Source organism: Chryseobacterium bernardetii (assembly GCF_003815975.1).
Classification (GTDB): Bacteria; Bacteroidota; Bacteroidia; order Flavobacteriales; family Weeksellaceae; genus Chryseobacterium; species Chryseobacterium bernardetii.
Window position 1 is genome coordinate 1,291,010 of record NZ_CP033932.1, and the last position, 23,121, is coordinate 1,314,130.

Here is a 23,121-nt window from a genome sequence, read left to right on the forward strand (position 1 = left end):
CTATAGGCATGAAATCTATCTTAATAAAAACACAAGCAATTATTTTCGTACTCTTTGGATTTACCATGGTTTTTGCCCAAAACAGCATGAAAATTCCTTCTGATGCCGTATTTTATATGGAAGTCAACGGGAAACAGCTTAATAATAAAATAAACTGGACTAAACTGAATCCTTTGCTGCATGAACTCAGTAAAAAAGGCAAAGAAAAACCTTCATGGACAGATTATTCCAAAACAGGAATCAAATACGACGCTGTTCAGTATCACTATGCCAGCTTTAATGACTCCATTAAGACATACAATACCCATTTTATCATTGATAATCAAGAAAAATTCCAGCAGTTTGTCAATTCTATGAAGAAGAAAGGGCAGGAGGTTTTCAGCAGAAAGAACTATTCTTACGTAGATATTGATGATGATATTTTTGTAGCCTGGAATGGGAGCCGTGCTGTTCTCAGCATGATCAGCTATACCAAACCTTATAAAGAAAATCTTTGGGCTGCAGATGGGGTTGCAGACAGTGCAGCCGTTGCTGTTGTCGATTCTGCTGTTATTGCACCAGATGCCGCAGATGTATATGCTGATGAACCGGAAAAACCTTTTGATTACAAAGAAGAAATTAAAAATCTGAAGGAAGATATTAAGTATCTGAAAGAAAGCATTAAAGATAATAACAAAGAAATTGCAAGAATTCAGAAGGATATCAAGTACCTTCAAAAGCATCATAAATATCCTCAGGAAAAAGAAAGTCCGGAAATTGCTGAAAATGAAGGAGAAATGCCTGGCGAATCTTATGATGAGGAAGGTGAGAAAGCTTTCCAGAAAGAGCAGGATTCTATCAGAAGAGAAAATTTCAAGATTGTTCAAAAGAATGCAGAAGCCAGGTTTGATCAATACTTCAGTTCAAATTTGGAAATTGAAGTTCCTAAGGAAATGCTGGCATTCAGAGATGGTAATTCTGATGTTTTTGTCTATACAGACTATGGCAGAATTGTAAATGACGGAATTTATGGAAAGATGACAAAGTATTATACTTACGGACAGCTTTTCAAAAATATGTACAATTCCAACCATTCTTACAACCTGTATTTTGATAAAGATAAAGTAAGGCTGGTGAATAATTATCAGCATAAAAACCCTGAAATTCAGAAGAGTATGTCTGCTATTTACAAAGGGAAGAAAAACAGAAAGCTTCTGGAACTTATCAATGAAAAAAGTGTTGGCTATTATGCGATGAATGTAAACGGAGCGAAATGCTTTGACATGATGTACAGCCTTCTTCAGAATTCAGGAGTCAGCGAGTATAAAAAAGAAATGGAGCTCATCATGGAAACCATGAAAATTGTTCTGGATGAAGATGCGATTGCAAAAATAGCACCAGGAAACGGAATATTTGTCTTGAATGAACTGAAATCCAAACAGGTAGAGTATACCGATTATGAATATGATGCTGATTTCAATGAAAAAGAAGTAAAGAAAACCAAGGAAATTGCTGTTCCTAACTTTACATTTGCCTTTGCAACGGAGAATGAGGGGTATTGGAACCGTATTTTTGATATGCTGGCAACCAACAAAAAACTATCTAAAAGATTCTCTAAAAAAGGAAACGTATACGCATTTAAAGAAGAAAAAAATGGTGGGTACATTGATCAGCTGTTCTTTACTGTAAAAGATGGAGTGGTATATTTAATGAGTTCCACAGACAATATGTTACCGGTGAATCAATCTGATATTTCCAGAAAATGGGCAAAAGATTCTGCTAAATATCCTTTATCCGGAAGATTGGATATCCAGAAACTTCTAACTGGGCTGGACAAAGAATTCAAGAGTCCTAAAGATAGAAAGACATTGGACGCCATCAGAAAAAATGTAGGGGAACTATACTATAAGACAGAAGTAAAAGGAGAAAGTATCCAGACTGAAATGAATTATAATATCAAAGATTCTTCAGAGAACAGTTTGATGTATTTCTTTGATGTATTTGATCAGATTTTTAAAACAAAGGAAACAGAAAAGAAGTCATCCATTCTATAAATGAAAAAAAAGAAGATTATTGCCCCGTTACTTTTATTGCTCGCTGTTGCGTTATATTTTGTGGTTTTTCATAAAGATAAGAACCTCAGATATATTCCTGAGAATGCGGATGCAGTTGTTTTAATTGACAGTAAAAAACTAATGGGGCAGTACCTCTTCAGCTTGGCAGCACATCCTTCAAAGTGGTGGGGTGATACTACGAAAAGTAAAAGCTCCGCTTCAATAAAAGATTCCGGAATCCGAATTCCGGATTTTTTACAGATTTTCCACGTTAAAGACACTAAGTTCTCCGATTGGTACAGTGTTTTAGAACTTAAAGACCCACAGAAATTTATTGCTTTTTTGAAGTTGCAGAAGTTTACAGATAAAGGAAATAATCATTTTCAGAAAGGCCAGTTTTTCTTTATGATAGAAGGGAACTTCTGTATTGCGGGAACTTCTGATCTGGCTTTTGATCCCATTAAGAAACAACTTCTTAAGACTTCTTCAAATCATGTTTGGGAGGCAGACAAACTGATTCAGAATACATTGGGAAGCATTTCTTTTATTTCAGGGCAGAAAGTTCAAAACTTTTCTGTTGAATTAAAGGACGACGAAATAGAGGTCAGAAATAATTCAAATCAGGAGATTTTTAATGCAATAACTTCAAAGCTTCAAAAAGGAAAGGAATTTCTGACATTGCAGCTGGATCAGAAAAACCTTAGGAGCTTTACCCGTTTTTTTAATAAAAATATTGCAGATTCTTTACAGGCTGCTTCTTTAAAAGCTTCTGCAGATCTTGAGCAGGTAAATGATACCATCATCAGCTATGAATATGATGATAACTTTAATGAAGTTGAAAAAAAAGCCATTCAGAAGATTGTACAGCCTAATTATGTTATTGATATCCAAAGTAAGGATCCAGGAAAAACCTGGCACTATTTCCTGTCTAAAAAGTGGATCAATAGTGAAAATCAATTCACTGCAATTCCTTTCCAGCCAAATAAAATAAGTCAGAACAGAGGCAGAATTATAATAAACTCAACCAGAAAAGCAATATCATTACCCCCTCAACTAAACGAGAACTACATTGTCATCCGAAACAGTACTTTGCTGTATTCTTCTTTAAAAACCCTGAGCAATACTGAGAAAAAAATCATTTCTGATATTGATTATGTACTGTATGGCAATACATCAGAAAATTATTGGCTGAAAATAAAGGCGAAAAAAGGAGAATTACCCTTAATTTTACGGTGGTAATCTGGAAACTCAACTGAAAAAATCCAATTAATGGCTCCATCAGAAATAGCTTTACTGAAAACCTGTACACATTATTTTTTACATTTTGTGTTTCCTGTCTTTATTGCGCTGGTCTTTTATCCTGAAAACTGGAAGAAAGTGTATCTTATATTATTGGCAACAATGCTGGTAGATCTGGACCATCTTTTTGCCAATCCTATTTTTGATCCCTCAAGAGAAAGCATAGGTTTTCATTTTTTACATTCCTATTATGCCATTGCGGTGTATTTTTTGATGCTGTTTTTTAGAGGGAATATCAGAATTGTTGCCATTGGATTACTTTTTCATATGTTAACAGATTATCAGGACTTTAACTTCTGGCCTCATTAAAATAACATTAATATTTTCTTTTGATATTGAAAATATTATAGATTTTTTGTATTTTGTAGTCACTTTATGAAGCTTAAAGAACTTTTACATTACACCTATATTTTTCCTGTCCTTGCGGTAGGGTATTACTTTTCCGGACTGATGGGAAATGGCGTTGTTTATGATATCATTGCCGGGATTTTACTTATTGGAAGTGTTTTATCGGCAGTTCACCATGCAGAAATGGTAGCTCATAAAGTAGGAGAACCTTTCGGGACCATTATCCTTGCTCTTTGTATCACCATTATTGAAGTAGCGCTAATCATCTCACTGATGGTGGCCGGCGGAGATCAGGCGATCACGCTGGCCAGAGATACCGTTTTTGCTGCCGTAATGCTGATCCTGAACGGGATTTTAGGAATCTGTATTCTGGTAGGTGGCGTGAAATATCATGAACAGTTCTTTGCAAGAACTTCAGCAACTACTTATCTGGTAAGTATTGTCTCTATTTTAGTGCTTACCCTTGTACTTCCTAACTTCACTTCAAGCGTCAACGGACCTTTCTATAATGAAGCACAGCTTATTTTCATATCCATCGCATGTCTTGCTATTTATGGTGTTTTCCTGATGGTACAGACAGTAAGGCACAGAAGCTACTTCGTTGTTCCTGATGAACATCCTGAAGAACATTATATTCCTACTTTAACAAAAACCCTGATAAGTTTTGGCTTTCTGGTTATTTGCCTGGTGATCGTTGTTTTAATGGCAAAAGGACTTTCGGATACAATTGAAGCAATGGTGCAAAGCGTAGGAGCTCCTAAATCTTTGGTAGGGGTTATTATTGCAGCGGTTGTTCTTCTTCCTGAAGGAGTTGCAGCCATCAGGGCAGCCAGAAATAATCAGATACAATCCAGTTTAAATTTGGCATTGGGATCAGCATTAGCAAGTATCGGATTAACAATTCCTGCAGTTTCTGTAGTGTGTATTATGTATGATATTCCGTTGGTATTAGGGTTGGATAAGAAAGATGTTATCCTTCTTTCCCTGTCAGTGTTTATTGTGATGCTTTCCTTAAGCCGGGGGAAGACCAATATCCTGTACGGAACCGTGCTATTAGTGAATCTTGCAGCGTATATCTTTACGGTGATTGTTCCTTAATAGAATCTCATAACCTGCATTACGAATCTCATTAAAGCCTTCTCGCCAATTCCATTTTAAAGGCCATCAGCTTGGCTATGTTCTCGGATTTGTAGATCGCCATATCAGCATTTTCACCTACGAAATTCTCCTCAATGGTAGTTCTCCATAGTTCCAGCCATCTGTCGAAGTGTTTTTGTTCCATAGCCTGTATCTCATTGATCGGAAAATGGACGCCCATTGGATTCCCTTTGTAAGTCATTTGCCCAAACAGGATAGATTCCCAAAATGAATACATTTTAGGAAGATGTTTATCCCAGTCAACTTTGGCAATATCATTGAAGAAGAAGCCAATTGTTTCATCCTTCACTACTTTAGTATAAAATGAATTCACCAGGTATTCAATGTCTTCTCTTGATTCAAGCTTTTTCATATCCCAAATTTACTGTAAAATCAAATTGAATAAGTAAAGGATTCAATTGATAAAATTCATGAAAACAATATTTTATCTTTGTATCCGGAATCAGTAGAAGATTAATGGTTAATAATTAAGTGATTCAAATAACAAATGATATAAGATGACAAGAGGATTCAGAAAAAAGATCCGCCAGAAGAACACTGAAAACAGTGGTTTCGGAAGCAATGCCTCAGGAAGATTCATCAATAAAGATGGCCTTCCCAATGTAAAGAGAACAGGTGTAAATGTTTTCAACAGCCTGAGCTGGTATCATACCATGCTGAATTTGTCTTCATTCCGTTTTATTTCATATCTTGTTGTGGCCTATATTCTTGTAAACCTTGTGTTTGCGATGATCTATTACCTGATAGGTGTAGAGCACCTGACGGGGATAGATAAGAGTGATCCGCTGAATGAGTTTATCGATGTTTTCTTTTTCAGCTCACAGACCTTTACCACAGTAGGATATGGAAGAATTGCTCCTGTAGGCTTTTTGGCTAGTTTGGTAGCTACTTTTGAAGCTTTTCTAGGATTGCTTACCTTTGCCATTGCAACAGGTCTTTTTTACGGAAGATTTTCAAGACCGAGGGCTTATTTAAGGTTTTCTGATATTGCAGTGATTGCTCCTTTTGAAGAAGGAACGGCCTTAATGTTCAGGTTGGCGCCTTATAAGAATAATGCGCTTACAGATGCTGATGTTATTGTATCTACAGCCATTGAAGTAATTGAAAATGATGTTCCCAAGAGCAATTTTTACAGGTTGGAAACCCATTTAAGTAAAATCAATACTTTAGCTCTGAACTGGACGGTAGTTCATAAAATCAATGAAAGTTCTCCTTTTTACGGCTTCTCCGAAGATGATTTTAAAAGTACAGATATAGAGATCATTGTTCAGGTACGGGCATTTGATGAAGTGTTCTCCAATACAGTAGTTCAGAGATCTTCGTATGTGACAGGGGAAATTGTATACGGAGCAAAATTTGTCCCTATGTATTATCCTGACAAAAAGAATCTTGCCACCATTTTAGATCTTGATAAGATCAACGAATATCAAAAAACAGATCTTCCTGCTCAGCCAGGAAACAGAGAATAAATGAATTTAGATTTTTATAAAAAACAAGCTTTACAAAAGCAGAAAGAGCATAAGAAATTTCTGGACGGATTGAAGAAGAAGCCGCCCAAAAACCTCGATTATATCGTACAGGAAACCCACGATGAAGTTTTTGATGAAATAGACTGTTTACAATGTGCCAATTGCTGTAAAACCACAGGTCCTTTATACACTGAAAAAGATATTGAGCGTATTGCCAAACATCTACGCATGAAATCTGCAGATTTTGAAGCTAAATTTTTAAGAGTGGATGAAGACAATGATAAAGTACTTCAGAATCTTCCCTGCTATTTCCTGAACAGTGATAATACCTGTTCTATCTATGAAGTAAGGCCAAAAGCCTGTAGAGAATATCCTCATACAGATCGCAAAAAGATTTACCAGATCAACAATCTGATGCTGAAAAATACAGTAATTTGTCCTGCTGCTTTTGAATTTGTAGAAAAAATGATGAAGAATATAGCGAAGTAAATTCTAAATACCAGAGAGACTCCAAATGGATATTTGCCAGGAAATAGTCTAACCAAGGATTTCTTAACTGTTAAAGTATTTAGTATTAGTTTTAAAAACAATAAAATACCTGAAATAGCATTTTTGAGCCTGAAAAGGCTCTTTTTTTATGCTTTAGTCTTCTTTTTTTGTATTTACAAATTCCTCTTAAAAAGTGATAAAGTCCGTTAAATAAGATGCTTACACATAATTTTTATAAATAACACTCCGTTTAGTTTAAACAATCATTTAAATATTACATTATGAAAAAGTTATTTTTAACGGCAGCGTTTACATTAGTCGGAGTAATCGCAGTATCGGCTCAAACACAGACAACCCAGAAGCCAGCTGAAAGCACCACTAATAACCAGACAACAACAACTCAAACACAGCCTCAGACATCAGAAACCAAAGCGGATTGGAATTCTACCACTACCACAACAAGTGGACAAAATACCACCACAACGGAAGCTTCAACAGCAACACCGGCAGGGGAAGCTACTGTGAGTACAGGAACTACGATGGAAGCTACTAAGCCTGCAGAGGCCACAAAAGAACAAAAGAAATCTAAAAAGAAAAAGTGATAGTACTTTAGCAAACACTAGTCTGAATCCTGAAATCTTGTATTTCAGGATTTTTTACTAGCGGTGAAGCACTGTTCTTTCGGATATTTTGTCATCAAAATTCTGTACAAATAAATCAACTTTTGATTCATCAAAAATCCCTTTACTGTCGATAATATCATTTTGCATAAGTAATTTGATGGTAGACTGTAGATCCCCGCCTGCAATTTCTGCTTTAGTTCCTTTTGTTAAAAATTTAACCTGGATATAATCATCGGATAAATCCATATGTGTGCCGTTATCTATAGCAATCAGCGCAATGATAGGTTTCTTTCCATCCAGTTCATAGAGATTGAAACCTCCAGCTCCAAAGGAGCCTATTTTTTCTGTTTTTAGAATTTCTTTATCATCAACAAGTACTTTGTCTTTTTTGTATCTGATTTTTTGTCCTAGAACAAAGCTAGCTGATAAAAAAGCGCAAAATAGTAGAATTTTTTTCATGGTAGAATAAGTAATGGTCTAGTTTTTTAATGATTACAAAGATAATAATCCTCAATTAATAATAATCTGAATCTGAAGAGTTTTTAGTCAACCTTTTTCAGGACGAGACATACAAATAAAAAAGCGCTGCATATAGCAGCGCTTTCTCCTTTCACTTTTTACTTTTTTCCCATTATCCCGGGAACAGGCTATATCAAAAAAGGTCGGGAATTTTCCCAACCTTTATTTTTTTATTACACAACTCCCTGAGCTAACATAGCTTCTGCTACTTTTACGAAGCCAGCAATATTGGCTCCTTTTACGTAGTTTACATAACCGTCTTCGTCTTTTCCGTAGTCTCTACAAGCTTTGTGGATACCAATCATGATTTCCTTTAATCTTGCATCAACCTCTTCAGAAGTCCAGTTAAGACGGATAGAGTTCTGAGTCATTTCTAATCCTGAAGTTGCAACACCTCCGGCATTGGAAGCTTTACCAGGAGAGAATAACACTTTATTGTCTAAGAAATAGTTGATAGCGTCTAATGTAGAAGGCATATTAGCTGCTTCAGTTACACAAACGCATCCGTTTTCAACTAATTTTCTTGCATCATCTAAATCTAATTCGTTTTGAGTGGCAGAAGGGAATGCTACATCACACTTCACTTCCCAAGGACGTTTTCCAGCGTGGAACTCAGCAGATGGATATTTTTTAGCATAATCTTCAGCTCTGTTGTTACCAGAAGATCTAAGTTCTAATAAATAATCTATTTTTTCTCCGCTAATACCGTCTTTGTCATAGATGTATCCATCAGGACCAGAGATTGTTACCACTTTAGCTCCAAGTTCTGTTGCCTTTTTGATAACTCCCCAAGCTACGTTTCCGAAACCTGAAACTGTTACAGTTTTTCCCTGGAAATCCTGTCCGATTGTTTTAAGCATCTGCTCAGCGAAGTATACCACTCCGTATCCTGTAGCTTCAGGACGAATTAATGAACCTCCATAAGCAAGCCCTTTTCCTGTAAGAACGCCTGTGAATTCATTTCTGATTTTCTTGTATTGTCCGAATAGGTAACCGATTTCTCTTGCTCCTACACCAATATCTCCTGCAGGTACGTCTGTTTCAGGACCAATATGCTTGCATAATTCTGTCATGAAAGCCTGGCAGAAACGCATTACTTCCATATCAGATTTCCCTTGTGGGTCAAAATCTGAACCTCCTTTACCACCTCCCATTGGAAGAGTAGTTAAAGAGTTTTTAAATACTTGTTCAAAAGCTAAGAATTTAAGAACGGATAAGTTTACAGTAGGGTGGAAACGGATACCTCCTTTGTATGGTCCAATCGCAGAGTTCATCTGGATTCTGAACCCTCTGTTAACCTGAATTTCTCCTTTGTCATCAACCCATGGAACTCTGAAGATAATAATTCTTTCAGCTTCAGCCATTCTTTCAAGCAGCTTCATTCCGTTATATTCTTTTTTCGTAGCAATGAATGGAATTACTGTTACGGCAACTTCTTTTACAGCCTGTAAGAATTCCGGTTCGTTAGGATTTTTTGCTTCAATTTTTGCAATAAACTCTTGGATTTTCTGGTCAATATTATATTGTTCCATATATTAAGGTTGAATATTATTGTCAACAAATTTAATTTTTTTTTCAAGATTCACAACACTCTATTTTAAGATTGTTAAAAATTAAATAATAATGTTTTGAAATATTATTAAATTGATAATTTGTGATTAAAAATTATTAAAAATTAAATGTTATGTATGAAATAATGCAGTATTAAGAAATCGTTAATTCTTAAATTGCGATGAATTGCCTCCCGGAAAATGATTTTACTTTCCCTAAAAGTTCTAATTCTAAAATAATCGGTAAAATTTTATGGGTGGAAACAGCAATTTCCTGGGCAAGATCATCCAGGGAAATCTGTGGATTATGTTTGATGAACTGATAAATAGTTTTTTGATTTTCAGTTAATTGTATTGTTGTTTCACTATAAGGGAAAAGCTCAGCAATTTTTTCTTTTGGATTATTGAAGCCAAGCATGTTTATAAGATCTTTGACAGTAGAAATGGCTGTTGCTTTGTGATGCAAAATCAATTGATTACAACCCTGGCTATGAACATCGGTAATTTTTCCCGGAAGTGCAAAAACATCTCTGTTATAATCATTGGCGAAAGAAGCAGTACTTACAGAACCGCCACCAAATCCTGTTTCCACAACAATGGTTGCAGGAGAAAGTCCGGCTACAATTCTGTTCCTTTGAATAAAATTTTCACGATCCGGTTTTCTTGTTGAATTGAACTCTGTTAATAGAATACCACCTTCCTGAAGAATTTTTTCTGACAGTTTTCTGTTTTTAGCAGGATATAAGTATTCGAAACCATGAGCAAGGACTGCAATTGTAGGTTTTTGATACCGGATAGATTGTTCATGAACTTCTTTATCTATACCTAAAGCCAGTCCACTTACAGACACATATCTGGAAGATTGAGCAGCTTCAAAGAAATCTCCGATAAACTGTTTTCCATAAGAAGTCATATTGCGGGTTCCTACAATGCTTATTTTTTGAATTGAATCGTCAATATTTCCTTTCTGATAAAGAATAGAAGGGGCATCAATACATTCATTAAGAAGTACAGGAAACTCTTCAAGGTGCCTTACTCTTATGCGAATATTATTTTTTTCGCAAAAAGTGAGCTCTTTTTCTGCAAATTTCAAATGGTTTTCATTTCCAATATCAGCAACTGTTTTGGAGCCTATTCCGTCTAATCTTTTGTATTCTTTTTTTGCTTTTTTCCATGCATTCTCGGCACTTCCAAAGGTCTTTACAAGTTTATAGAAATTGATATCGCCAATCTGGCTGCTTTCACGTAAAGCGATGGCATATAAATATTCTTCAGAGATCATGTGTGTTTTTTATCAAATGTAATGAATTAAGTTTTATTTTCTTCTTAATTCATCCAAATGATCCCAAATATCGTCTCTTTTTTTGTAAGGAAGCTCCATAAAATCTTCCGGGTGGTTTTCTTTATATTCCTGCCACAGCTTATCATCTTTTTCACTATAATAATTCGGATATTCCCAGATAAATCTTTTCTTTCTCTCACCTACATTCTTAAAAGCAAAAGCAATGATACTTCCTACAATAGCCCCGGAAAGGTGAGCCTGCCAAGATATCTTGCTGGGTTCCTGCATATTATAGAACAGTTCTTCGGGAAGCATTCCCCATACCAAACTTCCATAGTATAAAACCACCAGTAAGGAAATGGTAAGAAGCTTCATATTCCATTTGAAAACACCACTAAAGAAGAGGAAAAAAGCCAGTACATAGACTACACCGCTGGCTCCTATGGTACAGGTATACATATACTCACCGGTCATAATATCTATAGGAGGAAGCAGCCATACTAAAAGCCCTGTTGAGATCCATCCGATAAAAAAAACCTTATTGGCAACCAACGGATAGAATTGATACAGCAGAAACATGAGCGCTGTGATGGGAATAGAGTTTCCTATGATATGATCTATATTTCCATGTAAAAGAGGGGAGGTAAGAATTCCCAACAGCCCTTCGGGAACAAGGGGAATAATGGCTCCGAAGCAACTTCCAAAAAAGCCATGCATTTGTAAAAAATATCCGAACCACATCGCAGATAGCATCAGCAAAGGGTATATAACCGCTCTTTTGGAAATTACATTTTTAAACATGGAGATTGTACGTCAAATCAAAAGCCAAGAGTAAATTTCGGAAAATTTGTCGATGAAACAGTTTATACCTTCCTGATTTTAAGACAAAAGGTATCAAATTTAATTTTCAAACCCATTATTTTGGCATTGAATTTATTGAAGTGTTTTGTTGTCAGCTGATTGAAACCGGAAAAAATATATTGTTTACGGGTAAATTTGGCTTTAAAAAAATTATATTAATACTTTTGCATTGAAAATTATTTAGAGTAATGAAGAAGTTTTTATTGATTCTTTCCATATTTATGGGGATTTATGCAAGTGCACAAGAAGAATTAAAAAAAGATTCCGTAGTAGTAGACACAGTAAAATACTGGTCGGTGTTAGGGAAAAACACTTTAATGATTAACCAGGCGGCCTTTTCGAATTGGGTAGGAGGTGGGGCCAATAACGTAGGGTGGCTTGCCGGCGTTAATTATAATATTACCTATGAAAAAGACAACGATCTTTGGGAAAATATTATTATTCTTGGATATGGACAGAATGATACAAAAGGGGTAGGTATAAGAAAAACTCAGGATGTCATCAATATTTCTACCAACTACGGGCGGAAGTTTTCCAAAAGTTGGTATTTGTCTTTAGGGGCTGGCTTACAGTCTCAGTTTGCTCCGGGATACGAGGACGGGAACAATCCGGAAGCAAAGAAAATTTCAAATTTTATGGCTCCGGGATATCTGAACGTCGGTATGGGTATTACATACAGACCGAATGACGACCTAACCGTAACTTTACGCCCTACCAATGCCAGATGGACGTTTGTAATGGATAAAGATCTTCAGCTTGCCGGAAATTATGGTTTAAAAACTGATGGCGCTACTTCATTGCTACAGTTTGGTTTCCTGGGAACTGCCGTATATAAGCTTAAAATTATGGAAGATATTCAATTAACCAACACGGCTTCTGTCTTTTCAAATTATCTTGATCGTCCTGACAGATTGGTGCTTGCTTATGGAGCTCTTCTGAACCTGAAAGTTAACAAATATATCTCATCGAATATCTCTTTAGATTTATTATATGACCACAACCAGATTGAAAAGACACAGCTAAAACAAACACTGGGAATTGGATTTGCCTATACACTGGATAATGGAGTGAAACGCTCTGACCGTAAAGACAGCCAATGGTGGATAAAAAAATAAATTAACACTAATTTCAATATAAGAGCACTTCAATTATGAGGTGCTCTTTTAATTTCAAAGACCAAAGATTTAAGTTGTTTTAAGTTCAATATGAAAGGAATAACTATTTATGTATTTTATTTTCATTGTGTTATGTGAATGATTTTAATGAGATTCAATTCATTTTAGGGTGAGTTTTCTCTTGGCGTAAATTATTATTTATACATTTGTAGTAAATCGTTGAATATGAAAAAAGTTTTATTGATCGCTTCTGCTTCTTTCGGATTTATGGCAATGGCCCAGGAAGCAAAAACTGATGTTCCTGTAACAGATACCGTTAAAGCCTGGTCTATTCAGGGCCAGAATACTTTAATGCTTAACCAGGCTGCTTTTTCAAACTGGGTAGGAGGAGGAGCCAATAACGTAGGGTGGCTTGCCGGTGTCAATTATAACCTTACTTATGAAAAAGGTAAAGACCTTTGGGAAAATATTATTATTCTTGGCTACGGACAAAACAACACTCAGGGAACCGGCGTTAGAAAAACCCAGGACGTTATCAATCTGTCTACCAACTATGGTAGGGAATTTGCTAAAAACTGGTATTTCTCAGCAGGTGCCGGGCTTCAGACTCAATTTGCCCCGGGATATGAGGATGGCAATAATCCTGATGCAAAGAAAATCTCAAACTTTATGGCTCCGGGCTATCTGAACTTAGGTGCGGGGGTTACTTACCGTCCAAATGATAATCTTACAGTAACGTTACGTCCGGCGAATGCCAGATGGACTTTTGTGTTGGATAAAGACCTTCAGAAAGCTGGAACTTACGGACTTAAAAATGATGGTGATTCTTCCCTATTCCAATTCGGTTTCCTAGGAACGGCTATGTATAAACTGAAAATTATGGAGAACATCACTTTGCTAAACACGGCATCTGTATTCTCAAACTATCTGGATCATCCGGAAAGATTGGTTCTTGGATACAGCGGGGTTTTAAGCATGAAGATCAATAAATTTATTTCTACGAATGTAACTTTGGATCTGTTATATGATCATAACCAGATATGGAAAACTCAGTTGAAACAGACTTTGGGAGTAGGTTTAGCGTATAATTTTGATAACGGAAAGAAACGCTCAGACAATAAAGATAACCAAAGCTGGCTGAAAAAATAATTTCAACAAGAGATAAAGCAATAAAAAAGCACTTCAAACGAAGTGCTTTTTTATGTATCAATATATAATGATTAAAATTCTATATCTACTTCCAGTTTCTCAGCCAAAAGTTTTGAAATTTTCTCCTTGAGAGGTTCAATATCAATATTCTGCATGGCATCGTTAGCAAATGCGTAAAGAAGTAATGCCTGAGCTTCTTTTTTAGAGATCCCTCTTGCTCTCAGATAGAAAAGGGCGTCTTCATTAAGCTGGCCTACCGTACATCCGTGAGAACATTTTACATCATCCGCAAAGATCTCTAACTGAGGTTTTGTATCGATGCTTGCACCCTCGCTTAGCAATACGTTATTGTTCTGTTGGTAAGCATTGGTTTTCTGGGCAATTTTATCAACAAATACTTTTCCGTTGAAAACTCCATGAGCATTACCATCAAAGATACCTTTGTAGTTCTGGTAGCTTTCACAATTCGGGAAGTTGTGGTGAACTGCTGTATGGTGGTCTACCAGCTGGTCTTTTCCGATAATAGTAATTCCGTTCATAAATGAATTGATATTGGATCCATTATGAATAAAATCAAGGTTATTTCTTACCAGTTTACCTCCGAAAGAGAATGTATTTACAGTTGTTAAACTGTCTTTCTCCTGTTTTGCAAAGGTATGGTCTACAAGATAAGAAGTATTGTTGTCATTCTGAAGCTTATGCCAGTCTGCTTTTGCATTGGGATACGTAAAGATTTCCGTCACTGAGTTGGTTAACACGTAAGTGTCATCAAAATTGTGGTGGCTTTCAATAACTTCAACCTTTGCACCTTCTTCTACGATTAATAAATTCCTTGTATTGTAGAATGTATTTTCCTCTTGGTTCTGGGAAATGTAGAAAACATGAATTGGCTTTTCAATCACAACATTTTTAGGCACCTTCAAAAAGAAACCGTACTTGCAATAGGCAAGGTTTAAGTTTGTGAACGCTAAATCTTTGGAAGCAATTGTATTGAAATATTTTTCAAATACCTCTTTATGTTTGTCATCATTCAATGCATAATTGAATGAAAGGAATTCTACATTTTCAATAGAAACCTTTGAAAGTTCTTTGTGAAGTTTACCGTTTACAAAAACAATCCAATCAAAATGTTCTTCTCCAAGATGCAGTTCATCAAACTGTTCTTTAGTGATGTTGTGGTTTTCTTTCGGGAAGAAGTTGTAGCTTTTTTCCGTGATCTCCTTTAGATTGGTATATTTATATTCTTCGTCTTTTTTGGTTGGAAAACCAATGTTTTCAAACTTCTGAAGAGCTGTCTTTCTATCGTCATCCAGAAATCTGTGACGAAGACTCTCCAAAAACTCATTATGGTTCTCTATAATTTGTTCTTTTAATGCCATTACTGGTATATCTGTGGTTTGCACCATTTTTTCTTTTTTTTGAACTAAAATATTGTTATTCCGAGGAATAGGAATCCAATTTTTACTTTAGAGATTCATATTTTGCTGCACTTCATAAATGGCCGCTATACATTTAATCTCTGAAATACTATACTTCCTTCTTAATTTAAAAGCCAGTCGTAACCTTTTTCTTCAAGCTCTAATGCTAAAGATTTATCACCAGTTTTGATGATTTTTCCATCAGCTAAAACGTGAACAAAGTCAGGTTGAATATAGTTAAGCAATCTTTGATAGTGCGTAATCAAAAGAACTGCATTTCCTTCATTTTTAAAATAATTTACTCCATCTGCTACGATTCTTAAAGCGTCGATGTCTAATCCTGAATCTGTTTCGTCCAGGATAGCCAATTTAGGGTTAAGCATCATCATCTGGAAGATCTCGTTTCTTTTCTTCTCACCTCCGGAGAATCCTTCATTCAGTGATCTTGAAAGGAAATCTTTTTTAATCCCTAATTTTTCAGATTTTTCACGGATTAATGCAAGCATTTCTTTTGCAGGCATTTCTTCCAATCCGTTTGCTTTTCTTGTTTCGTTTAAAGCAGCTTTGATGAAGTTCGTTACAGAAACTCCCGGAATTTCCACTGGATACTGGAAAGATAGGAAGATTCCTTTGTGTGCTCTGTCTTCAGGAGCATCCTCAATGATGTCTTCTCCCTGGAAAAGGATCTCTCCACCTGTCACTTCGTAATCTTCTTTTCCAGCGATTACAGAAGAAAGGGTAGATTTACCAGCTCCGTTTGGCCCCATAATAGCGTGAACTTCGCCTGGCTTTATTTCAAGGTTAATCCCTTTTAATATTTCTGCGCCATCCTCAATTTTGGCGTGAAGGTTTTTAATTTCTAACATTTTATTTGCTTAAACAAATTATTTTTCAATTCTATATACTAAACTTTCAGGCTGACCAGGAACGTCATCTAGGGTCCCGGTTTTGATCATACCTGCCTTTTCCAAAACTTTAACAGAAGCTATATTGCCGGGGCGGACAACAGCAAAAATTTCTTCTTTACTGCCCTCATTAAACCCGAGATCTATAGCTTTCTTCGTGAATTCTGTAGCATATCCTTTCCCCCATGCCTGGGAAGCAAAACGATAGCCTAAATTCAATTTTTCTTCTTCTCCGTAGAGTTTATAGCTCAGCCCGCCAAAACCTATTACATTTTCAGGGTTTTCCTTTTCAGCAATTGCCCAACTTCCGAAATGATGCTTTTCCCAATGTTCAAGCATCCTGGTAAATGTACTTTCTGCTTTTTGAAAACTCATGGGTCCGTTTGGATTATGAATATTGGTTTCGGGGTCATGATTAATTTCGAAGAATTTTTCAAAATCTTCTTTTGTAGGCTTTCTTAGAATTAATCTTGCTGTAGCTATCATATTTTTATCCTACTGATCCTTCTAATGAAATTTCAAGTAGTTTCTGTGCTTCAATAGCAAATTCCATTGGGAGTTTATTTAAAACCTCTTTACTGAATCCATTTACGATTAAAGCAATGGCTCTTTCTGTATCAATACCTCTCTGGTTGCAGTAGAAGATCTGATCTTCTCCAATTTTTGAAGTGGTTGCTTCATGCTCCAATTGGGCAGTAGGATCTTTAATTTCAATGTAAGGGAAAGTATGCGCGCCGCATTCATTACCCATTAATAAAGAATCACACTGTGAGAAGTTTCTTGCTCCTTTTGCAGAAGGCATTACTTTTACCTGTCCTCTATATGAGTTCTGAGATTTTCCTGCAGAAATACCTTTGGAAATGATCGTTGATTTGGTGTTTTTGCCAATATGGATCATTTTTGTTCCTGTATCTGCATACTGGTGATTATTAGTTACTGCGATAGAGTAGAACTCCCCGATTGAATTGTCACCTTTCAGAATACAAGATGGATATTTCCATGTTACTGCAGAACCTGTTTCAACCTGTGTCCATGAGATTTTTGCATTTCTTTCGCAAAGTCCTCTTTTTGTTACAAAGTTGAATACCCCACCCTTTCCTTCTTCATTACCCGGATACCAGTTCTGTACGGTTGAATATTTAATTTCAGCGTTGTCCAGAGCAATCAGTTCCACTACCGCAGCGTGAAGCTGGTTTTCATCTCTTGACGGAGCTGTACATCCTTCAAGATAAGAAACATAGCTTCCTTCATCTGCTATCACAAGCGTTCTTTCAAACTGTCCTGTTCCTGCCTGGTTGATACGGAAGTAAGTGGAAAGTTCCATGGGACACTTTACGCCTTTAGGAATATAGCAGAAACTTCCGTCAGAGAATACTGCGGAGTTTAATGCTGCATAGAAGTTATCTCCTCTTGGAACTACTTTTCCGAGATATTTCCTTACCAGATCTGGATGATTTTTAATAGCCTCGGAAATTGAACAGAAAATAATTCCTTTTTCTGCCAGTGTATCCTGGAAAGTTGTTTTCACAGAAACTGAGTCCATTACAATGTCTACGGCAACTCCTGAAAGTCTTTTTTGTTCCTCAATGTTAATCCCTAGCTTTTCGAAAGTCTTCAATAGTTCAGGATCTACTTCATCAAGGCTGGCCAATTCAGGCTTTACTTTTGGAGCAGCGTAGTAACGGATTGCTTGAAAATCAGGTTTTTCATATTTGATATTAGCCCAGGTAGGCTCTACCATTTTTTGCCAGATTTTGAAAGATTCCAAACGCCATTCTGTCATCCATTCCGGCTCCTCTTTTTTAGCGGAGATGGCACGGATGATATCTTCATTTAAACCAATTGGGAAATCTTCATAATCAATTTTGGTTTCCCAACCGAATTCATATTTTTTATTTTCTAGATCGACTCTTAAATCGTCTTCAGTATATTTACTCATTATAATTTTTTAGATTTCAGATTTAGACGTCATATTTTCTGAGGTCTAGTATCTTATGTCTTTTCTCTAAAGACTAAATGATTCTCCGCATCCACATGTTCTGGATGCGTTCGGGTTGTTAAAAACAAACCCTTTTCCGTTCAATCCTCCTGAATATTCAAGAGTGGTTCCTGCTAAATAAAGGATGGATTTTTTATCTATAATAATTTTAATGTTATTATCTTCAAAAATCTGATCTGTGTCTGTTTTTTGGTTGTCAAACTTTAAAACATACTCTAAACCAGAGCATCCGCCACTTTTTACCCCAACTCTTATATAATCTTCAGCAGGGTTAAAACCATCTTCAGTCATCAACTGGATGGCTTTCTCCTTTGCATGGTCTGATACTTTTATCATTGTATTTATTTAGAATGATTTAATGAGGCAAAAATACGAACAAAAATCAGGATATAAAAATCAGCATTTTTATTTTATCAATTTTTATCATTGATGAGTTTAACCTTGGTAATCTTTTGAAATCCAAAACATAAATTGACTTGAATATGAAAAGAATAGGCATTATTGCTCTGGCATTGTTTATACAGCAGGTTTCTGCCCAAACTAACCGGTTTGTATATCAGGTAACCATGAAGCCGGACGCTGAAAATAAAGCAGATATCAAAACCGAAAATGCTTATCTTGATATTTCTCAGGATAAATCGGTTTTTTATTCTGAAAACAGAATCAAAAGGGATTCTATCATGCAGAAAGCCTTTCAGGGCGGCGGCGGAAGAATGAGTATTAACAGGGAACAGATGGAAGGATTACGATCTAATATCAATTACTCCGTAGAAAAAGATAAAACAACCCAAAAAACTTATTTTAAAGACAGAATAGGACGGGATATTTACTCGTATGAAGAAGACAGACCTCTGGACTGGAAAATTTCTTCTGAAACAAGAAAAATAGGAGAATATAAAGTTCAGAAGGCAGAAACGGATTTTGCAGGCAGAAAATGGACCGCCTGGTTTACTACTGATCTGCCTTATCAGGATGGCCCATACAAGTTTGGCGGCCTTCCGGGATTAATTGTAAAAGTGGAGGATGATAAGGGGGACTATTCTTTTGATCTGATGAAGAATTATAAAATTACAGAACTTCCTGCTTTAAATCAGTTTGGAAATACCTTAAAGGTAAAAAGAAGTGATTTTGTGAAGCAACAGCAAAAATTTAAAACCGATCCGATGTCATTTATGACTCAGGGTTCAGGTATGGCTACAACAATAAGAGTAGACGGTGGGAGAGGCCCGGGTGGCGGCGGAAATCCGAATCCTGCTGATATGAGAAAGAGAATGGAAGAGAGAGTGAAAGAAGAGGCTAAGAAAAATTCAAATCCAATTGAATTGCAATAGATAAACGAATATCCCTGGAGAATTTCTCCAGGGATATTAAGTATAAAGCTTTATTTCTGATCTTATACGTTTCTATGATCAGTAAGGCTCATTTCATATATTTTAGTATCATTGATAACGTAAATATCATCTGCAATATCTTTTAGATCTTCCAGATAATGGCTAATGATAAGGATGCTTTTTTCAGATTTTAGCTTTTGAATTAACTGATAGATAAACTTTCTGCTTTCCTGATCAAGCGAGGAGGTAGGTTCATCTAAAATTAAAAACTGAGGTTCGTGATATAAGGCACGCATCCATCCAAGCAACTGTTTCTGACCACCGGATAAATTGATTCCTTCTTCTCCAACCAGTGTTAAATAACCCTGAGGCAAAGCTTCTATAAAATGATCAAATCCCAGCGATAATACTTTCTGTAACTGGAACTCATTCACGTTTTCGCTGAGTATAATATTTTCCAGTACATTTCCATTAAATAGCTGTATATTTTGTGGGACTACACTAATAAGACTCCGCCAGTTATTGATTGCGATATTATTTAAACTGATTTCTTCATTAACTCTTATTTCACCATTTTCAGGCAGGAATTTTTTTTGTAATAACTCAGTAAGTGTTGTTTTTCCGGAACCACTTTTTCCTAGGATACAGGTTACACTTCCTTTTCGTATCCTAAAGGAAATTTGATTAAGAAGCCTGCTTCTGCCTTTAAATCTAAAATCAATATTGCTGAGATCAATAGACCAAATTTCTTTAATTTCCTGCCCCTCTGTATTTTCTTTATCTAATAACAATGAATACTCAAACATTCTGTCAAATGCCACTTTTGCTTCCTGTATAGGAATTGTAACAAGGGCCAGATTTGTAATTGAAGTAAGCAAAGAACTGGATATCCCGAGTATGGCCATCAGCTCGCCAATCCTGATGTCATTATTTAAGACACTGTAAGAAGAAAATCCTAAAATAATAAGAAGGAAGATCACTAAAATAATCCCGGAATATAATGAAATTGTAAGGTTGAGCTTTCCAAGTTCAAAAATTTTTGTTTGAAAGAAACTAAAAATGAGGTCGTTTTTCTTTCCAAATAAATGCTGTTTGGAAAATCCTTTAATTACATCTATTCCCTTTATACTATCAATATAATTAGATTCATTGATACTATATGCTTGCATAACGTTTCTTTGGGCATCAATAATTTTTTTATTGAAACGGAATATAATAAAGAAAACAATAGGGGAGATTCCTATACAGATTAAAGAAAGCCTCCAGGAGTAGAAGAATAAAAAACCAACGGATACTAAGACTCCCAGAATATCAACAAGTGTAGAGGTAATTAATTGTTTTATAACAGCCTGTATTCTCAGAATGTCATTGAGTCTGGCTGTAAAATCTCCAATCTTTCTGGTGTCAAAAAAAGTTTTTGGAAGATGGAGTAAAGTATGGTAGAAACTCTTATTAGCTCTTTCATTAAATGATTTACTTTGTTTAATAATATAAAGTTCTCTTAAAGCACTAATTCCTACTTTTACAAAAAGTAAGAAACCAAGAAAAGAGATACTTAGTAACAGTAAAGATATTTTTTTGCGGGGCAAAATATCATCAATCAGTTTTTGTGAAAAAACAGACATTGACATTCCCAACAGTGTAATGGCAAAACCAAGTAAAAGAATAGTATAAATAGATTCCTGATCATCTTTAATAAGGCTTTTTATCCAACCCTTTTTCTTTTTCTGAGTTTCTTTTTTCTTCTCAAACTTTTCATTAGGAATAAGGGTGAGACAGGTTTTTGAGATCCATACTTCTTCCAGGTATTCTTTGGTCCAGTATTCTAAGCCTTTTGCCGGATCTCCAATATAAAACTGATTGTTCCCGGAGCCATTATAGGAATAGCAAATAACATAATGTTCAAGTTTTTGATCAATAATAACATGTAAGATTATGGGAGCTGCATGTTTGATAAGTGATTCTATATCAGCCTCACATCCTTCTGCATCAAAACCAATTTCTTCTGCGCATTGATACAGTCCTAGTAATGTAGTGCCTGTCTTTCCGGTTCCACTTTTTTCTCTGAGAGCTTCTAAGGAAATGTTTCCTCCATAATATCTAACCAATGACTGAAGACATCCCACGCCACAATCTGTAAGGTCTTTTTGAAGAGAGAATGTTTTTTGTATGAGCTTATTTTCTTTCATGTAATATGTTTAACAGTAATTTTTCCAGTTTTATAGCTCCAGAATTTCTTTTAACAAGACGATTACTTTGGTTATAAACTAAAAAGTAAGGAACGGTGCTCATTCCCAGTTTCTGATAAAATACTGCCCCATCATCGTGACACCAGAAGATATTAATTTGTTTATCCAGATTATACTGATGGGCAAACTCTTTTATTTGGTCTAATGGTTCACTGGCAATCCAAATCCATTGGGTATTTTGATAGTGATTATTTATTTTAGATAATTCTTCAGCCTCAGCCTGACAAAAATGGCAGGTAGGACTGAAGTAAATGATAACTTTAGTTTGGTTATTGCCAAAGGTTTTAGAATTCAGCAATGTTCTATTTATTGTAGTGAGGGAGAATGTTGGGATATCTTTTAGAGCTTCTGTTTTTTCTTTCTTTTTCCGGAAGTTAGCCCAAAGCCCTATCATTATTCCAATACAGACAACAGGAATAATGAAAGCCGTTACTTTTAAGAAATTGATCTTCTTCATTAAGACTGTATATTTAGTATAAGAAATGAAACGACACCTGTCCAGAAAAGTAAGCCAAGCCCATAGGTCATAGCTGTAAGTCCAAAAGATTTTGGCAAGCCAATTTTTTTACCAGAAAGCTCCCAGATTCCCCAGGCTAAAAATCCCCAGTAAAAGAATTCAAATAAATTAACTAATTGTAGAGGATATGCCAGCCACTTTTCGGTAGAGAGGTATTCCCGTATGTTTAAAAGAGACATAGGATAGTAGGTTTGCAGGCTTTCCATTGTATAATCTGTATTTATCCAGTAGAAATGAATAAATTTATAAAGCCCAGCCATGATAAAAACAGATTCTGCTATCATAACAAGTGTTACCAAATCTGAAAATCTAAGGTTTTCTAATCCCGGAAGATCTAAAAGTTTGATAAAGTTCAGGCAAAAAGCAACTAAAACTATCTTAATTCCTAATAGAACTGGAGTAGTGGCATAGCTTACCCACCACCATTTTTTCTGGCTTTCCAGGTAATCCTGTATCATTGCATTAGAATAGTCTTTGGCCAGAAAATCTATGATTTTTGTATTAGTAGTTATATATGTTTTGTCTAAGTAGGTAAGTAAAAAATAGCACATAATAATGCCTACGAAAAGTATAAGGTTTTTCATAAATTAAGTAATGGGGATGAAAAAAATTGAAGATTTTATTTATCCTGAGAGTAAGGATAAAAATTACTTATAAAGGAGTAAGGAACCAACTTTACATATTCTGAAAAAATTGTGAAAATGAAAATTAAGAACATCATTATTGTTAATAAGAGAGGCTGTTACACCTCTCTCATATAAAACCAATAGTAATATATTTATCTCTTTTGGAGAAATATAGTAAACT

General features: G+C 35.6%; 23 protein-coding genes. 10 read left to right on the forward strand and 13 right to left on the reverse strand.

The window, feature by feature from the left end:
- The first annotated feature begins 8 nt into the window (after positions 1 to 8).
- From EG339_RS06085 to EG339_RS06100, 4 genes are all read left to right on the forward strand, one after another.
- Positions 9 to 2,033 (forward strand): hypothetical protein, encoded by a 2,025-nt coding sequence (locus EG339_RS06085; RefSeq protein ID WP_123869331.1) that lies wholly within the window; start codon positions 9 to 11, stop codon positions 2,031 to 2,033.
- Entirely contained in the window at positions 2,034 to 3,272 is a 1,239-nt protein-coding gene (locus tag EG339_RS06090; RefSeq protein ID WP_123869332.1) for a hypothetical protein, read from the forward strand.
- 30 nt (positions 3,273 to 3,302) lie between these two features.
- Entirely contained in the window at positions 3,303 to 3,641 is a 339-nt protein-coding gene (locus tag EG339_RS06095) for a DUF6122 family protein (RefSeq protein WP_123869333.1), read from the forward strand.
- A 66-nt stretch (positions 3,642 to 3,707) separates the two neighbouring features.
- Positions 3,708 to 4,778, forward strand: coding sequence for a calcium:cation antiporter (locus EG339_RS06100; protein WP_123869334.1), 1,071 nt, complete (start codon positions 3,708 to 3,710; stop codon positions 4,776 to 4,778).
- 31 nt (positions 4,779 to 4,809) lie between these two features.
- Here the strand turns inward: EG339_RS06100 and EG339_RS06105 are convergent, their stop codons facing one another.
- Complete coding sequence (locus tag EG339_RS06105) at positions 4,810 to 5,190, reverse strand: group III truncated hemoglobin (RefSeq protein ID WP_123869335.1); 381 nt, start codon at positions 5,188 to 5,190, stop codon at positions 4,810 to 4,812.
- A 145-nt stretch (positions 5,191 to 5,335) separates the two neighbouring features.
- On the opposite strand from EG339_RS06105, the gene EG339_RS06110 reads away from it, so the two are divergent.
- From EG339_RS06110 to EG339_RS06120, 3 genes are all read left to right on the forward strand, one after another.
- On the forward strand, positions 5,336 to 6,307 hold the full coding sequence (locus EG339_RS06110) for an ion channel (RefSeq protein WP_123869336.1): 972 nt from the start codon (positions 5,336 to 5,338) through the stop codon (positions 6,305 to 6,307).
- Complete coding sequence (locus tag EG339_RS06115) at positions 6,308 to 6,796, forward strand: YkgJ family cysteine cluster protein (RefSeq protein WP_123869337.1); 489 nt, start codon at positions 6,308 to 6,310, stop codon at positions 6,794 to 6,796.
- A gap of 281 nt (positions 6,797 to 7,077) precedes the next feature.
- Positions 7,078 to 7,398: a hypothetical protein gene (locus tag EG339_RS06120; RefSeq protein WP_123869338.1), complete on the forward strand. Its 321-nt coding sequence runs from the start codon at positions 7,078 to 7,080 to the stop codon at positions 7,396 to 7,398.
- Positions 7,399 to 7,455: 57 nt separating this feature from the next.
- On the opposite strand, the gene EG339_RS06125 is transcribed toward EG339_RS06120, so the two are convergent.
- The 4 genes from EG339_RS06125 to EG339_RS06140 all read right to left on the reverse strand — a co-directional run bounded on the left by EG339_RS06125 (position 7,456) and on the right by EG339_RS06140 (position 11,571).
- Positions 7,456 to 7,878 (reverse strand): hypothetical protein, encoded by a 423-nt coding sequence (locus EG339_RS06125; protein WP_123869339.1) that lies wholly within the window; start codon positions 7,876 to 7,878, stop codon positions 7,456 to 7,458.
- Between the two features lie 233 nt (positions 7,879 to 8,111).
- Entirely contained in the window at positions 8,112 to 9,470 is a 1,359-nt protein-coding gene (gdhA, locus tag EG339_RS06130) for an NADP-specific glutamate dehydrogenase (protein WP_123869340.1), read from the reverse strand.
- A gap of 190 nt (positions 9,471 to 9,660) precedes the next feature.
- Positions 9,661 to 10,770 carry a DNA-processing protein DprA gene (gene dprA, locus EG339_RS06135; RefSeq protein WP_123869341.1) on the reverse strand — a complete coding sequence of 370 codons (1,110 nt, stop codon included), beginning with the start codon at positions 10,768 to 10,770 and terminating at the stop codon, positions 9,661 to 9,663.
- Positions 10,771 to 10,803: 33 nt separating this feature from the next.
- Positions 10,804 to 11,571 (reverse strand): rhomboid family intramembrane serine protease, encoded by a 768-nt coding sequence (locus tag EG339_RS06140; RefSeq protein ID WP_123869342.1) that lies wholly within the window; start codon positions 11,569 to 11,571, stop codon positions 10,804 to 10,806.
- Positions 11,572 to 11,819: 248 nt separating this feature from the next.
- Between EG339_RS06140 and EG339_RS06145 the strand changes: the two genes are divergently transcribed.
- Positions 11,820 to 12,746 (forward strand): DUF3078 domain-containing protein, encoded by a 927-nt coding sequence (locus tag EG339_RS06145; RefSeq protein ID WP_123869343.1) that lies wholly within the window; start codon positions 11,820 to 11,822, stop codon positions 12,744 to 12,746.
- A 225-nt stretch (positions 12,747 to 12,971) separates the two neighbouring features.
- Complete coding sequence (locus EG339_RS06150) at positions 12,972 to 13,895, forward strand: DUF3078 domain-containing protein (RefSeq protein ID WP_123869344.1); 924 nt, start codon at positions 12,972 to 12,974, stop codon at positions 13,893 to 13,895.
- Positions 13,896 to 13,966: 71 nt separating this feature from the next.
- On the opposite strand, the gene sufD is transcribed toward EG339_RS06150, so the two are convergent.
- The 5 genes from sufD to EG339_RS06175 all read right to left on the reverse strand — a co-directional run bounded on the left by sufD (position 13,967) and on the right by EG339_RS06175 (position 18,553).
- Positions 13,967 to 15,274 (reverse strand): Fe-S cluster assembly protein SufD, encoded by a 1,308-nt coding sequence (sufD, locus tag EG339_RS06155; protein ID WP_123872622.1) that lies wholly within the window; start codon positions 15,272 to 15,274, stop codon positions 13,967 to 13,969.
- A 161-nt stretch (positions 15,275 to 15,435) separates the two neighbouring features.
- Positions 15,436 to 16,179 carry a Fe-S cluster assembly ATPase SufC gene (gene sufC, locus EG339_RS06160; RefSeq protein WP_123869345.1) on the reverse strand — a complete coding sequence of 248 codons (744 nt, stop codon included), beginning with the start codon at positions 16,177 to 16,179 and terminating at the stop codon, positions 15,436 to 15,438.
- 18 nt (positions 16,180 to 16,197) lie between these two features.
- Positions 16,198 to 16,704: a GNAT family N-acetyltransferase gene (locus EG339_RS06165; protein ID WP_123869346.1), complete on the reverse strand. Its 507-nt coding sequence runs from the start codon at positions 16,702 to 16,704 to the stop codon at positions 16,198 to 16,200.
- Between the two features lie 4 nt (positions 16,705 to 16,708).
- Positions 16,709 to 18,157, reverse strand: a complete 1,449-nt coding sequence (gene sufB, locus EG339_RS06170) for a Fe-S cluster assembly protein SufB (RefSeq protein ID WP_123869347.1) — start codon at positions 18,155 to 18,157, stop codon at positions 16,709 to 16,711.
- Between the two features lie 66 nt (positions 18,158 to 18,223).
- On the reverse strand, positions 18,224 to 18,553 hold the full coding sequence (locus EG339_RS06175; RefSeq protein WP_050021936.1) for a HesB/IscA family protein: 330 nt from the start codon (positions 18,551 to 18,553) through the stop codon (positions 18,224 to 18,226).
- A 146-nt stretch (positions 18,554 to 18,699) separates the two neighbouring features.
- Between EG339_RS06175 and EG339_RS06180 the strand changes: the two genes are divergently transcribed.
- The gene (locus tag EG339_RS06180; protein ID WP_123869348.1) at positions 18,700 to 19,548 is read left to right on the forward strand and encodes a GLPGLI family protein; all 849 of its coding nucleotides are present in this window, start codon (positions 18,700 to 18,702) and stop codon (positions 19,546 to 19,548) included.
- 62 nt (positions 19,549 to 19,610) lie between these two features.
- On the opposite strand, the gene EG339_RS06185 is transcribed toward EG339_RS06180, so the two are convergent.
- From EG339_RS06185 to EG339_RS06195, 3 genes are read right to left on the reverse strand one after another with little or no spacing between them, the layout of a single operon-like run.
- A complete protein-coding gene (locus tag EG339_RS06185) occupies positions 19,611 to 21,737 on the reverse strand; it encodes a peptidase domain-containing ABC transporter (protein WP_123869349.1) in 2,127 nt (708 codons plus the stop codon).
- On the reverse strand, positions 21,724 to 22,254 hold the full coding sequence (locus EG339_RS06190) for a redoxin domain-containing protein (protein ID WP_123869350.1): 531 nt from the start codon (positions 22,252 to 22,254) through the stop codon (positions 21,724 to 21,726). Before EG339_RS06190 ends, EG339_RS06185 begins: the two co-directional genes overlap by 14 nt.
- Positions 22,254 to 22,898 carry a hypothetical protein gene (locus EG339_RS06195; protein WP_123869351.1) on the reverse strand — a complete coding sequence of 215 codons (645 nt, stop codon included), beginning with the start codon at positions 22,896 to 22,898 and terminating at the stop codon, positions 22,254 to 22,256. The genes EG339_RS06190 and EG339_RS06195 overlap by 1 nt, the downstream gene beginning before the upstream one ends.
- Between the last annotated feature and the right edge of the window lie 223 nt (positions 22,899 to 23,121).